The organism is Planctomycetaceae bacterium (assembly GCA_039680605.1).
Taxonomy (GTDB): domain Bacteria; phylum Planctomycetota; class Phycisphaerae; order SM23-33; family SM23-33; genus JAJFUU01.
Genome location: JBDKTA010000064.1, coordinates 18,279 through 33,120 on the forward strand (window position 1 = coordinate 18,279; position 14,842 = coordinate 33,120).

At 58.3% G+C, this 14,842-nt stretch carries 7 protein-coding genes, 2 tRNA genes and 2 rRNA genes; 1 reads left to right on the forward strand and 10 read right to left on the reverse strand.

Going from position 1 to position 14,842, the window contains the following annotated elements; all coding sequences use genetic code 11:
• Positions 1 to 74: 74 nt before the first annotated feature.
• The 9 genes from rrf to ABFD92_19075 form a co-directional block, all read right to left on the reverse strand.
• A 5S ribosomal RNA gene (rrf, locus tag ABFD92_19035) occupies positions 75 to 182 on the reverse strand.
• Positions 183 to 310: 128 nt separating this feature from the next.
• Positions 311 to 3,254, reverse strand: a 23S ribosomal RNA gene (locus ABFD92_19040).
• Positions 3,255 to 3,921: 667 nt separating this feature from the next.
• Positions 3,922 to 3,994: transfer RNA gene (locus tag ABFD92_19045), tRNA-Ala, on the reverse strand.
• Positions 3,995 to 4,111: 117 nt separating this feature from the next.
• Positions 4,112 to 4,185, reverse strand: a tRNA-Ile gene (locus ABFD92_19050).
• A gap of 261 nt (positions 4,186 to 4,446) precedes the next feature.
• Positions 4,447 to 5,913 (reverse strand): radical SAM protein, encoded by a 1,467-nt coding sequence (locus tag ABFD92_19055; protein MEN6506637.1) that lies wholly within the window; start codon positions 5,911 to 5,913, stop codon positions 4,447 to 4,449.
• Positions 5,914 to 5,915: 2 nt separating this feature from the next.
• Positions 5,916 to 6,773, reverse strand: coding sequence for a hypothetical protein (locus ABFD92_19060; GenBank protein MEN6506638.1), 858 nt, complete (start codon positions 6,771 to 6,773; stop codon positions 5,916 to 5,918).
• Positions 6,774 to 7,389: 616 nt separating this feature from the next.
• The gene (locus tag ABFD92_19065) at positions 7,390 to 7,692 is read right to left on the reverse strand and encodes a PIN domain-containing protein (protein MEN6506639.1); all 303 of its coding nucleotides are present in this window, start codon (positions 7,690 to 7,692) and stop codon (positions 7,390 to 7,392) included.
• A 93-nt stretch (positions 7,693 to 7,785) separates the two neighbouring features.
• Positions 7,786 to 8,046 (reverse strand): type II toxin-antitoxin system VapB family antitoxin, encoded by a 261-nt coding sequence (locus tag ABFD92_19070; protein MEN6506640.1) that lies wholly within the window; start codon positions 8,044 to 8,046, stop codon positions 7,786 to 7,788.
• Positions 8,047 to 8,554: 508 nt separating this feature from the next.
• Positions 8,555 to 9,691 (reverse strand): hypothetical protein, encoded by a 1,137-nt coding sequence (locus ABFD92_19075; GenBank protein MEN6506641.1) that lies wholly within the window; start codon positions 9,689 to 9,691, stop codon positions 8,555 to 8,557.
• Between the two features lie 559 nt (positions 9,692 to 10,250).
• Here ABFD92_19075 and ABFD92_19080 point away from each other — a divergent pair.
• Complete coding sequence (locus ABFD92_19080) at positions 10,251 to 10,832, forward strand: sugar transferase (GenBank protein MEN6506642.1); 582 nt, start codon at positions 10,251 to 10,253, stop codon at positions 10,830 to 10,832.
• Between the two features lie 404 nt (positions 10,833 to 11,236).
• On the opposite strand, the gene ABFD92_19085 is transcribed toward ABFD92_19080, so the two are convergent.
• Entirely contained in the window at positions 11,237 to 14,317 is a 3,081-nt protein-coding gene (locus tag ABFD92_19085; protein MEN6506643.1) for a vitamin B12-dependent ribonucleotide reductase, read from the reverse strand.
• Between the last annotated feature and the right edge of the window lie 525 nt (positions 14,318 to 14,842).

Consider the following 14,842-nt stretch of genomic DNA (forward strand, 5'->3'; position numbering starts at 1 on the left):
CTGAGAATGCCCTGCCGCCCGGGAAGAGCGCAAGAGAAAAGCCTCCAGATTTTCACCTGAAGGCTTTTCATAAAAGGCGGCATTCACCTACTCTCCCGCTTGAGCAGTACCATCGGCCGCTACGGCTTAACTTCTGTGTTCGGGATGGGAACAGGTGTGGCCCGCAGCGAATATACACCGCCAAAGCCCGGACAGGCGGTTAGGCCTGCCCGGACAGAGGTAATAGGGTAATAGAGTTTGCAGAGGTATCAAAGATCTCGCTGTCCTAGCGAGCTCTCGAGCCAAAGGTCCGGGTGGACCGATGGCAAATGTGATCAAGCAATCGCCCGTTAGTACCGGTCAGCTCAAGGTATTACTACCCTTACACTTCCGGCCTATCAACCACCTGGTCTAGATGGGGGCTCTCTCTCCCGAAGGAGATTGGAATACTATTCTTGTGGTCAGCTTCCCGCTTAGATGCCTTCAGCGGTTATCCATTCCCAACGTAGCTACCCAGCGGTGCCCCTAACGGGACAACTGGTACACCAGAGGTTAGTCCTTCTAGGTCCTCTCGTACTGAAGAAGAGTCCACGCAATATTCCTACGCCCACAGCAGATAGGGACCGACCTGGCTCACGCCGGTCTGAACCCAGCTCGCGTACCACTTTAATCGGCGAACAGCCGAACCCTTGGGACCGCCTTCAGCCCCAGGATGTGATGAGCCGACATCGAGGTGCCAAACCGCCTCGCCGCTATGGACGCTCGGAGGCGATCAGCCTGTTATCCCCGGAGTACCTTTTATCTGATAAGCGATGGCCCTTCCACACGGGACCACCGGGTCACTAAGCCCTGCTTTCACATCTGCTCGACCTACCGGTCTCGCAGTCAAGCATCCTTATGCCCTTACACTCTACGCACGATTGCCAACCGTGCTGAGGATGCCTTTGGGCTCCTCCGTTACACTTTGGGAGGAGACCGCCCCAGTCAAACTACCCACCTAACATTGTTCCCTGCCCGGATTCACGGGACAGGGTTAGACGGCTCGTGGCACAAGGGTGGTATTTCAAGGTTGGCTCCGTCCCGGCCAGAACCGGAACTTCAGCGCCTCCCACCTATCCTACGCATGAGACACAAGACGTCAATATCAGGCTATAGTAAAGGTTCACGGGGTCTTTCCGTCTTGCTGCGGGTTCGCGGCATCTTCACCGCGTCTGTAATTTCACCGAGTCCGTTGTTGAGACACTGATCCAGTCGTTACGCTATTCCTGCACGTCGGAACTTACCCGACAAGGAACTTCGCTACCATAGGACCGTCATAGTTACGGCCGCCGTTTACCGGGGCTTAGGTCGCCAGCTTCTCAGGATTGCTCCCAATGACCGACTTCCGTGACCTTCCGGCACCGGGCAAGCGTCAGACTCTATACATCCTCTTGCGAGTTAGCAGAGTCCTGTGTTTTTGGTAAACAGTCGCCAGATCCGTTTCTCTGCGCCCTCCAGAGCACTCAAGGTTTGATCCAAGAGCGTCTGGGAGGGACCCCTTATCCCGAAGTTACGGGGTCAAATTGCCTAGTTCCTTAACAACGGTTCTCTCGAGCGCCTGAGGATACTCTCCTCGCCTACCTGTGTCAGTTTTAGTACGGATGCACGTTTTGTCCCTGTGAGGCTTTTCTTGACACCTGCGTTCCAGACTCTGGCAACCAAGCGGCCTCGCGGTCGTTCCTTACGAAACGCCCACCCACCTCGTTTAATCGGTGGTACTGGTTTGTAGATGCGTCCTTCACAGATCAATCGCCACGTACAGTGCAGGAATATTAACCTGCTGTCCATCGTCTACGCCTTTCGGCCTTGACTTAGGGTCCGACTAACCCTGGGCGGATTTACCTTCCCCAGGAAACCTTAGGCTTACGGCGAACAGGATTTTCACCTGTTTTATCGTTACTCATACCAGCATACTCACTAGTTGCCGCTCCACCACTCCTTACGGTATGGCTTCAACGCCGACAACTACGCTCTCCTACCACGCATCCGGTGCGGACACCGGGTGCATCCGCGGCTTCGGTACCATGCTTAGTCCCGATCATCATCGGCGCCGAGTTGCTCGGCCAGTAAGCTATTACGCACTTTTTAAATGGTGGCTGCTTCTAAGCCAACATCCTGGCTGTTTGCGCAAGTCGACTTCCTTAGTCACTTAGCATGGATTGGGGACCTTAGCCGGCGATCCGGGTTGTTTCCCTCTCGACTACGAAGGTTATCCCCCGCAGTCTGACTCCCGGGATAGTCACCGTGGTATTCGGAGTTTGGTTGAAGGAAGCAGCCTGGTGGGCCCTTCGTTTCATCCAGTGCTCTACCCCCACGGTGTAGTGTCCCGAGGCTAGTCCTATAACTATTTCGGAGAGAACGAGATATCTCTGAGTTTGATTAGACTTTTACTCCTCCCCACAGCTCATCCCCTAGCTTTTCAACGCTAGTGAGTTCGGTCCTCCGCGTCCTTTTACGGACGCTTCAACCTGGCCATGGGTAGATCACTCAGTTTCGCGTCAAGCGCCCACGACATAGTCGCCCTATTCAGACTCGGTTTCCCTATGGCTCCGTCCCTTAGAGACTTAGCCGGGCCGTGAACGCAAACTCGCTGGTTCATTATGCAAAAGGCACGCCGTCACCCATTCCCCTTGCGGGGCATAGGGCTCCGACAACGTGTAGGTGCATGGTTTCAGGTACTTTTAACTCCCCTAATAGGGGTACTTTTCATCTTTCAGTCGCCTTACTTGTCCACTATCGGTCGTGATGTAGTACTTAGCCTTGGAGAGTGGTCTCCCCTGCTTCACGCGGAGTTCCACGAGCACCGCGCTACTCTGGTACGCCAAACGTAACGGAGGGCCTGTAGTTTCGCCTACGGGACTATCACCCTGTATTGTGAGCCTTTCCAGACTCTTCGACTACTACGACCTTTGTAACTCCTGAATGGCGCCCGCAACCCCGCCCCCGAAGGGACGGTTTGGGCTGATCCGCTTTCGCTCGCCGCTACTTACGGAGTCTCGGTTGATTTCCTTTCCTGCAGGTACTGAGATGTTTCAGTTCCCTGCGTTGGCTCTGGCGGCCTATGCATTCAGCCGCCAGTAACATGATCTGCTTGCACAGTCATGCTGGGTTTCCCCATTCGGACATCCCAGGGTCAAAGCTCGTTTGACAGCTCGCCTGGGCTTTTCGCAGCCTACCACGTCCTTCATCGCCTCATCACGCCTAGACATCCACCATGCACCCTTAGTAGCTTGATCACATTTGCCACGGGCCCATGCCCATGACCAATGTCCCAAGCTCGCCGGGCACATCGAGATCTTCGATGAACCTATGCAAGATCTACTATTACCCTATTTACTTTTCAAGAAACCGTTTTACCGCTCTCGTCCGGCCAGCCCTATCGGCTCACCAGACAACACTGCACTCGAAAGCTGAATGCTCTCAAGTGCAGAGCACAGCTTTATACGCGATTACCCCCACGCCGGTCAAGCACCAGTCTAACATTTTTTGCAAAAAATTATTCCGGAAGCTCAAACAGGCGCCAAAGGCTTGATTTTAAGGCTTTTTCGTCGCTTGCCAATCCCGAGCCCGCGACGGTCGGCCTCAAAATTCTTTCTTGTTCGACTCGCCAGCCCTTCTAGAATCCCCATTCGTCATGCCGGCTTCGTACGCTTCTATCCTGATACGTCCCAGCGGCGATTTGGTTCTGGTTTTTCGCGGACGCCCGCAGGAAATCCGGGGGATTTCACCGCAGAGATCGCGGAGAACGCGCAGGGGAAGGCAGCAACAGCGTGGACGTAACGGTTTTTTCTTCTACCCCGCTGGATTGCCAGGGCGTACTTCGCCGAAGGCGAACGAAGCCCGGCTTCGCCCCTGAAGGGGCTTCGCCGTGGCAGTTCTTCTTCGCCCTTGGCGAATAAGAACTGGAGACGAGCGGGCTCGAACCGCCAACCCCAGCGTTGCAAACGCTGTGCTCTTCCAATTGAGCTACGTCCCCGAAAGAATTTCCAATTTCCGATTTCCAATTTCCGATTGAAAAACGGGGACGCTGCACCGAGGCACGATCGTGCCGGAGGTTCAATTGGAAATTGCCAATTGGAAATTGGCAATCGACTGGGCCTGGTTGGAGTCGAACCAACGACCTTGCCCTTATCAGGGGCACGCTCTAACCAACTGAGCTACAAGCCCGTATGGCCGCTGCGACGCATTGCCTGCACGCAGCGACATCACATCGGTTTCCTGGAGTTTTCAAACAACACTCAGGCCGGTCCAATCGACCAGCCTCCCACTCAAGGGTCGGATATTTTATCTTATCGCTTCAATCAATCAAGTCAAGATATTGCGGATTTACGATTTCGGATTGCAGATCACCGAGCGGATGTCCTGTTGGCGGGGCGAACTTGCTGGGCTTCTTCGCTCAAGCGTGAAACGCGCGGGGCAAGCCCGCCGCTAACGTGGCGCTTCCAGGTCTTGTTCTGCAACCCGAGGCGAATGCGCGCCGCAGCTTTCGGCGTCGGGCGCCGCGGAAGTGGCTGGATAAAAGCCCATTTCCTGCATCCCCTTGAGCTTGGGCAACACGTTGCCCGCAAGGTCCACGTGGAAGAAGCCCGGGAACACATCCGCATTGCCCTGAATCAGATCGAAATACTCGCGATGGCGCGGCGGGATCTCTACCGTCATCCCGTGGCAAATCTCGTGGCCGGTGAAGACGAACTCCGGCAACAGCCACGGACAAAACTCCAGCGGTGCCTTGCCGGCCAGCTCGCGATAAATCTCCGTCTGGGGCAGCAGGCTCAGCAGGCTCGGCAGAATTCTCGCGCCCATCATCCGCAGCGAAACCATCTGGAACAGCGACAAGTTGAACTGGTCCATCGTCTCGAATGGAAAGCCCCAGATGTAAAACGCGTCCACGCGCGGAAAAATATTGATCGCCTTGGGCACGACCTCCAGCACCTCGGCAGCCGTGAATCCCTTCTTCAACCGCCGCAGGATCTCGTCGCATCCGGACTCGATGCCGAACCGCAACTCGACGCACCCGCAGTCGGCCATCGCCTGCATCATCGGTTCGTCGACGAGATTTACGCGGCCGAACGCCTTCCACTTGACCTTGAGGCCGCGGTGATTGAGTTCGTCACAGAAATCCACCACGTGCTGACGCGAGGAGACGAAGAACTCATCCTGAAAGAGGAACAGTTCCACGCCGGCCCGTTCGTGCAGCAGGGCCATCTCCTGCACGATGTTGGCGGGGCTGCGCGAGTGGCTCTCGAGGTTCCACGCCGGGGCCACCGAACAGAACGTGCAGGGGTACGGACAGCCGCGGCTGGTCATCATGCCGTATCCGGCGTAGCGCGACAGGTCGATGCGGTCCCAGACCGGGAAGGGAATTGAGTCAAGGTCCTGCACGCGCGGGCGGTCAGCATTGTGCATAACGATGCCGCCGCCGCTGCGGAATGAGATGCCCGGTACGGTTGAGAGATCGCGGCCGTCGCGGAGGGCGGCCAGCAGGTCCGGGCCGGTCAGTTCGCCCTCGCCGCGGCAGATGATGTCGATCCATCCGAACCGCTCGAGCACGAGGCCTTCGACGCCCTTGGTGCCCACACCGCCGAGCACGATCTTCGCGTCGGGATACCGCCGTCGCAATTCGCGCGCGGCCACGATCGTAAAAGGCAGCAGATTGGCCATGCACGACAGGCCGATGATGCCGGCCGGCCGGTCGAGAAAATTCAGGAAGGCCGGCAGGTCGAAGGGGTCTTCGGTATCGCAGGTCTGGTAGTCGCGAAAGTCGACTTCAAAGCCCGCCCGCTCCATTGCGCCGGTGAGATACAGGCAGCCCAGCGGCACGTGCAGCTCGCGCTCGGTCTGGTCGCCGTAGCGCATGAAGAGCATGTTCAGGTTGACCAGCGTGATGTCGGCCATGGTTACTTGTCGTCCGAGAGGTCAGGTCGATCTTGGTTCTGCGGCGCCGGCGGCACAGGCTTGTCCGGCCTTATGCCACGGCTGACGGGCAGATCCGGCCGAATGCCTTTTGACACTGGCGGCCGAGTTGTCGGGCGACTATCAGAAGCAGGTTGGGAAGTTGGCCCTTGGATAATTGTCATACCTGCCATGCGCGGGCCTACGAAAGGGGGAGCAGGTTGGGAATCGTTGACTGGTTCTGAAGCGAGCTGAGTTGTCGTTTCACCCGGGCCGGAAATGCCACCTATTCCTTCGTCAGTAGAAGTGGCCGGTCTCTCGGGCTCCGAAGGCGATCTTTGCGGATTAAAGACCATCCCGAATATGTCAGGTCCTTGATCTGTCTGGGGCCGGGATGTTGTCGGCTGGGACGCTGTTGACGACGGCGTATTTGGTGTTTGATCGGTGCGGTGCCCAAATGAGTATCCGAGGTAGTCTACGAAATCACATCCACCGGCGGTAATTCCCAGCGCCAGCAGCATTGCCGCTGCGGCTTTGCCGAGGAACGCGGCGATGTTGCTGGGATCGACACGGGTGTTGTTGATGATGGCTTCAAGCTGCGGCTGGGGGATGATCGCCAGCATGGCCGCTTCGGTTTCGGTGAGCTTGAGACCGATATCGCCGGCCGCGGCGGCGCGGGCTTCGAGAAGCCGTTTGCGAAACGCCGGATCGACCGAGGCCTTCTTGACCAGCACCTCGATACCGCGCGGGATCGCCCCGATGCCCTTGCCCGCCCCGGGCGGCCGCCCGCCGACAATGGTCGTGCGAACGGCAGGTTGCTCCTGCGGAAGTTGTCCCCGTGATGCGTCGTCCCCGGTTGCCATGGCGAATCTCCTTGTACGCACAAGAATAATTGCAGAGCCATGATAAGCCCCCGGCGGGTGCGCGGGCCAGTAAAATGCCCGCCGCGCCCATCTATGGAGTGCGGCAGCCATAGCTGCCACTTTCACTGTTCTTCGACGCTTCAGGCCCCAGGCGTCCGAGGTCTGAGGCCTGAAGTCTGGAGCCACTGACGCTGCTCCCGAAAAGACAAGCATCGCCCCAGTGGCCGCACGGCGCTGACAGCCCAGCCGCGAAAGAGGTACGACCTACCCCCCAATTGTACTTCCTTGCACTTTGTTGTACTTTTCACAGCTACTTTCGGGGAAGGTAAGCTATTCCCATTGCTTTATCGCGCGGCCCTCAGTGCTTGCCTGTATGGCGAGACTCACCGCCCCAAGCCTCGATCAGTTTGGCCGGCCGCCGTCGCCGTAGGACCCCAGGCCCCACGCCGGCCCCCCGTGAGCCTCCGTTTGGGGCCTGCCCACGACGCCGGCGGCCTGGTCGTGCTGCCACCCAAGCGTCGGAGACTATCTGCCGGAAGCCCAAAGCGATAAACTCACGCCACGGCTTTAATAAACGTTGCGGTAATGGAGAGAAGAAGACTGGATAAGTACGGGCCTACTCCAGCGGATGGCGCCACTTGAGGTCAGGGAATCGGGCATAGTCGCGGTCGGTGCTGATCCATTCGCAACCGCTCTCGATAGCCAGGGCGGCCAGATAGGCATCGGCAATTATGTTACCTCTGGCCTCGGTTTGGCGGCATAGGTCGGTAAAGATTTGCCAGTGGCGGCTGCCGGGTGCGACTGAAACAGCGTTAGCCCGAAAACTGCATGAACCGCAGAGACCGCAGAGTACGCAAAGAAGCAAATGGGTCAAAACAAGGACATCTAGCGTCCCAACCGGCGTTGAGCCTAAAAACACACTGTTGGTGCGGCGCAATTACACAATTGCTGTAAGTCTTTTCCCTCACAACACCTCTGCGGCATCTGCGATCTTTGCGGTGAAATATCCGGGTTAGGACTTTCCCGCTTCCATCAGGTCCAACAAGGACGAAGTGTGATCGAGATCGACGCCGGGGCAAAGTCCGGGCGCTTGAGTTGAGACAGGCAGCCGAACCCTCTTGCCAGATGAAACCTGCGACTCTCGCGACAGCGACTCGCGCAGCGCATCCTCCACGATCTCGCGCAGCGGCCTGCCCGTGCGAGCGGCCAACTCCTTTGCCCGCTGCAATAGACTGTCACTCAAATCTAATGTGGTTCTCATACATAAAAGCATATCCTCCGCGCATCAATATGTCAAAGGCCCGACAAGCGACTGGGCGACATCGCGTCGCTGATCAGCGGCGACCTGCAAAAGGCCGACGAGATCGGGAACTGGCGCGCGTTCCTTCTCGACGAAGCCGACGCGACCCTCGCGGAACTTCGCAAGCAAACGCACACGGGCAGGCCGTGGGGCCTGGCAACCTTTTCGACCGACTGACCGTAATGCTCGGCCGCCCCATGCACCGCCAAAAGCCCGGCCCAAAACCAAAGAAACAAACCACGTAGGCCTGTAGCCGAGCTGAGTTATGGGATCTGTCGTTAATGGTCCTAAGTTAAGGGCTTCACGCGGCCTTTCCCGCACCATGGCGGGTAGCGGGAGAGCGAAAACGTGACAAAACAGCCCATTCGGCACGCTTCAGCTTGTCACCTTACCGGCGAAACCCCGCCCGAAACCCTTAACTTTGGGCCATTGGGATCTGTCGTCCTAATTCCCCCGCGGAAGAAGCAATCGAATCCATTCATCATTCCGCTGGCGATGTATTCGTGACGCTTCGCACCTTGTCGTCCACAATCTCGATAACAGCGCCTGGATATTGCCTATACTGCCAGGCTTCATAGTCCTTTAACTTATACCCCCGGATTACGGGCGGCGAGACGTCCTTCTTGATATCAGGAAGACCAAGTTTCTCTATCACTTCTTTTGTACTCATCTCCAGTCTAACGGGCAGTTCAGCGACCAGAACGGGCAGGCGGAGAGTTGAGCCAGCGATAGAGTAAATGACCGTGCTTTGCCCCATTTTGATAGCATGAATGTTATATCGAGAGTCTCTGTCAAAACTGATGGAAGAACCTTCTACAGCTACTGTCAATTCACAGGCTTTACCGTCGACTTCGTAGAAATTGTGCGTGTCATGGACCAGAGACCCGTCTTTTATATGAAGAACAGCAATCCATAGTGCTGAGGGCCATGTCTCGGTTAACATATCAGCCTCACGGAGTCCTCCTTCCGGAAGCCATAGTGTAGTATATTCTGCATGGACCTTGATTATTCCACGCCCGAGGTTGATACTCACTACGGTAGGTTGTTTTGCCTTGGATCGAGCCAGCGCGAGCATTTCTCCGCGTAACTTATCCAGTTGGGCCTTAGTCTCCTGTTCCCGCTGGCGTACCCGCTCAGCGTCTGCTCGAACGCGCTCAGCCTCACGGTCCTGCTGTTCTTTTTGTAAGCGAATTCTTGTTACCTCTGCGGCTGCGATTGCATCGATTGCCTTCCTTGCCTGAGCAATAATCTCTTTCTGTTTTAGGTCGGTTAAGGCATGGTCTCCAACGAATGCTACTAATTTTTCATAGGTTTGTTTTGCCTGAGCATTCTCCCCCCGCCGAAGTGCTTCGTCCGCCTGGCGCTTCATGCTGATGAGCCTCTCATTATTCCGCTCGCCCCAAGATTGGTGAGATTTCACGCCATAAAGCACAACCACAAGAAACCCCAGGATCACGCCTCCCAAAACGAGGTCATATCCCTTCAGGAAACGCTTCTTTTGGCTTGGCGCAGGCACCGTCTGGAAATGCCCGCAGTGTGGACACTTATCCGTCTGTCCAATCAAACTGTCTTCGCTCTCAATAGGATATCTACAGCGTATGCATTTGTAGCGGATCATGTTCTTTCTCAGCGGGTTAAGTTGATCGTGTTTCCGTGAGGGCTCAATATCAGCAACCACTCTCCTTCCCTCAAATGCAACATTTGATATAATTTCACTTCTTTTTCGCCGCCTCCCTAAGTGCGCTCCGCAACTGCTTCAAAAGCTTTCTATGCCGAACCCTCGCTCGAAGAAGGGCCGCGAAATCCTTGTCCATAATTTCACATGTGTCCAAGTAAGGTTCCTTGTTCCCGCAAGGGCACCCACTAGCGCTTTTTGTTCTTCGGTATACCTGAATCCCATCCCGTTCCTCCCAGCGAGCGACGCCGGAACCGTCATCGAAATGCTGGCTGTAGAACGTCAGAGGCTTGCCACAGTTGGGACAGGGCCATTTCTGAAAGGCCTTCGCCATACCCCATCTCCTCTGAAAGAACTGCTTCTTTCGCGCAGAGGGACTATTTTCCGTTGGTTCCCTACAGCTACACTAAAAGAATATACCGGCCTCACTGGAGTTGGCAAGACCCAGTACATCCAAAATACCCTTTGCGTCCTTTGCGTGCTTTGCGGTTAAATTGGCTTCATGTTCAAGTGGTTGCTCGACATTGTCCTGAGCCTGATCGCCCTGGCGGTCCTGGCGCTGCCGATGCTGGTCATTGCGATCATCATTCGCACGACGTCGCCGGGGGCGGCGATCTTTCGCCAGCAGCGCGTCGGGCTGCGGGGGAAGCTCTTCACCATGCTCAAGTTCCGCACCATGCGCAGCGACGCCGAGCCCTTCGGGCGCTCGCCGCAGTCGGCCCAGGACCCGCGACTGACGCGGGTGGGAAAGTTCCTGCGACAGACCAGCCTCGACGAACTGCCGCAATTGCTCAACGTGCTGGCTGGGCACATGAGCCTGGTTGGCCCGCGGCCGCTGTATCAGGTGCAGGCGGAAAAGTGGAACGCCCGCCAGCTCCGCCGGCTCGACGTGCGACCGGGCCTGACCGGCTACGCCCAGGTCTACGGCCGCGGCGACATCACGCACGAAGAGAAGATCGAGCTGGACGTGTACTACGTCGAGAATGGCAGCCTGGGCCTGGACCTCAAGCTCATCGCCCTGACGCTGTGGCAGGTCGTCGCGTCGCGCAGCATCGTCTATGAGCGCCCCGGACACGGGGGCTGAGTCTGCATGTCCCTTTCCGATTCGTCGCAAGTCAATGACAGGACAGTCCGCAAATAAAAAGGGCGACACCCAGGTGGAGGGAGACCTTGGCATCGCCCCGATAGCCGCTTCCCTATAGGGCCAGGTGGAGGGAGACCTGACGCCAAAACAGGAAGCAGCGGACAAAACTTTTTCTCGTCCGGCCAGGCAGCAATTTCAGGAAAACTCCGACAACCGGCCGTGACTTCTTTCTTCGGCAAAGAACCCGCTGCAGGCTGAGACTATTTTCGAAGACGAGGGCCCATCCATGGGCTCCCGCCTCCAGTAGCACAGCCTTTCCAGGCTGTGACCACTCGCCAGCACTGCGGCCAGCCTCTCCAGGCTGTTACGCCACAGGCTGAAAAGCCTGTGCCACCCCAAACCGCTCAACTGCAGCCCAATGAGGACCCGCAGTTGTAGCACTTATAGCAGTTACCGTTTCGGACGGTAATCGCCCCGCACACGTCGCAGGCCGGCGCGTCTTCCTGGAATCCGCTGAACTGCTTGTCCAACTGGTCCAGGCGATTAACGCGAGGCTGCTTCTCGACCGCCGCCGCAGCGACGGCCTTCTCCCGCCCCTTGGATGGACTTCTGGGCGTCGAAACCGAGCCGACGTACGAACCGTCTAATAATGCGCCGCCAGACCTCTGATCGTCCGTGTCGGAGGTCCGGTCGGCGCGGCCAGGTTCCGAGGGTTTGTCATCCTTGACCGCCTCGGGCGCTGCATCAATGACCAGCCGGGGAATGGCTGGACTGGTGTTGTTGGCTCCGCGGTCGGGCATGTTGGCCTTGCGATATTCCTCAAGGAACGTCAGGCCCAACCAGCGGAAGATGTAATCGACGATGCTCTTGGCGAAGGGAATGTCGCGGTTGCTCGTCATGCCCGAAGGCTCGAACCGCTGATGCGTGAACTTCTTGACCAGCGCGTCGAGCGGCACGCCGTACTGCAGGCACAGGCTGATGGCCGTGGCGAAGGCGTCCATCATGCCCCCGACGGTCGAGCCTTCCTTGGCCATGGTGATGAACAACTCGCCGGGCTCGCCGTTGGCATAGAGGCCCACGTTGAGGTACCCCTCGTGCCCGGCGACGTCGAACTTGTGCGTCATCGACGGGCGGGTGGCGGGCAGGCGGTTGCGGTGCGGCTGGCGGCGGGCGGCGTCGAGAGCGGCGGCCAGCGCCTCGGCCGTCATCAGCGATTCGGTCTTTTCGGCGACGACCTTCTTGTCGCCTTCTTTGCGGACGTTGAGCGGCTGCGTGCGCTTCGAGCCGTCGCGGTAGATGGCCACGGCCTTGATGCCGAGCTTCCAGGCCTCGGTGTAGACCTGCTGGATCTGCTCGACGGAGGCCTCATTGGGGATGTTGACGGTCTTGGAGATCGCGCCGGAGATAAACGGCTGCACCGCGCCCATCATGCGGATGTGTCCCATGTAGTGGATGCAGCGTCGGCCGTTGGCGGGCTTGAAGGCGCAGTCGAAGACGCTCAGGTGGCTTTCCTGGATATGCGGGGCGTCTTCAATGGTGTCGTGCTCGTCGATGTACTCGATGATCTCGGCGACCTGGGCGGGGCTGTAGCCCAGTTGCTTCAGGGCCAGCGGCACGGTCTGGTTGACGAGTTTGAACATGCCGCCGCCGGCAAGCTGCTTGTACTTGACCAGGGCGATATCGGGCTCGATGCCGGTGGTGTCGCAGTCCATCATGAAGCCGATGGTGCCCGTCGGGGCCAGCACCGTCACCTGGGCGTTGCGGTAGCCCGCCCGGCTGCCCGCTTCGAGAGCCTGGTCCCAGGCGGCACGGGCGGCGGCGATGAGTTCCTCGCGGCAGTGCTGGGGCGAGATCTTGTCGACGGCCCCGCGGTGCATGGCCATCACGTCGAGCATTGGGCGGCGGTTGGCCTCGAAACGGTCGAACGTGCCGACATTGGCGGCGATCTCGGAACTGGCGGCGTACGCCGTGGCGGTCATGATGGCGGTGATGGCCGCGGCGGTCGCCCGCCCGGCGTCGCCGTCGTAAGGCATGCCCAGCGACATCAGCAAGGCGCCCAGGTTCGCATAGCCCAGGCCCAGCGGGCGGTAGGCGTGGCTGTTGGCGCAGATGCGGTCGCTGGGATAGCTGGCATGGTCGACCAGGATGTCCTGGGCGATGATGAACAGCCGCGCCGCGGCGCGGAATCGCTCGATGTCCATGCTGCCGTCTTCGCGGCGGAATTTCATGAGGTTGAGGCTGGCGAGGTTGCACGCCGAGTCGTTGAGGAACATGTACTCGCTGCAGGGGTTCGAGGCGCAGATCTCGCCGTCGGTCTTGCAGGTGTGCCAGCGATTGATCGTGGTGTGGAACTGCACGCCCGGGTCGCCGCAGACATGCGTGCCCTCGGCGATGGCGCCCAGCAGATCCTTGGCCTTGTACTTGATCGAAGGTTTGCGCTCGCCGGTGACTTCGCGCGTCTGCCAGTCGAGGTCTTCGATCGCCGCCTGCATGAACTCGTCGGTGGCGCGGATCGAGAGGTTGGCGTTCTGGTACATCACCGAGGAATACGCCTCGCCGTTGAACGAGCCGTCGTAACCCTGCTCGATCAAGGCCCAGGCCTTGCGCTCCTCGTTCATCTTGCACTCGATGAACTCTTTAATGTCCGGGTGATCGCAGCGCAGCGACTGCATCTTGGCGGCGCGGCGCGTCTTGCCGCCGCTCTTGACGACCGCGGCGATCTGGTCGAACACCCGCATGAAACTCAGCGGGCCCGAGGGCGTGCCGCCGCCGGAGAGCTTCTCGCGGCTGGACCGAAGCGTCGAGAGGTCCGTGCCGGTGCCCGAACCGTACTTGAAGAGCATCGCCTCGGCGTGGCAGAGGCGCATGATGTCTTCCATCGTGTCGGCCACCGACTGGATGAAGCACGCCGATGCCTGGGGGTACTCGTACCCGTGCATCGTCTTGGCGGGCTGGGCGGTCTTGGCGTCCCAGTGATAGTTGCCTTCGGAGCCTTTGACGCCGCCCTGGTGGAACAGCCCGACGTTGAACCATACCGGCGAGTTGAACGAACCGTACTGGTTGACGCACAGGTACGTCAGGTCCTGGTAGAACCGCTCGGCGTCCTCTGCCGTGGCGAACATGCCGTCGGCCTTTCCCCAGTCGGCGATGGTGCGCGTGACGCGGTGGACCAGCGTGCGGACGCTCTTCTCGCGGGCGGCGCTGGACGGGTCGCCGTAAAAATACTTGCTGACGACGACGTTGGTGGCCAGTTGGCTCCAGGCCGAGGGCACCTCGACGTCGGTCTGCTGGAAAATGACTTTGCCCTTATCGTCGCCGATATGGGCGGTGCGGGATTCCCACTCGATGTCGTCGAAAGGATGTATCTGTCCGTTCGAGAACACCTGCTCGATCGCCAGGCCCCGGCCGGAGGGGCGATGGGCTGCGATCCTTTCGCGGCGACGCGAAAACCTTTCGCCGGACTCGTTAGATTTTTGCACCGCCATGACTGACTCCCAACCCGCAAATGTAATCCGTTACCGTTGTGGCAAAAGCCGCTTCGAGCACACTGACCACCTGGCAGCCATGCCGGACCCGAATGTGCTATCGCCGCAGACCCGCCATCGGGCACCACAGCGGTCCGCTAGCATACCCAATCTGTAGTGGTCAACAAGACTATAAATCACTAAATATTGAGATTTTTTTTAAGTCATTGCCAAAACGCAGCTTGCCGAAGCCGAAATCAGAAGCCCACAGCTTCCAACATCCGAACTGTATCCTAACAAACATAGTATACGCTCGTCAAGCCCCTATATTTAGCGGTTCAAAAAAATATTTTGCCCTACATATAGCAACATGTGGATAGCCTGTGTGCAGGTGCTGGGTAAGATCTGTGCAAGCCCGAAACGTCGTCCTCGACTGACTGGTAAAGCGGCAGGGGCGGAATTATGGAGTGCGGCAGCCATAGCTGCCGCTTTGAGAGTTTCTCGGTGTCGAACAACTCCTAAAGCGGCAGCTATGGCTGCCGCACT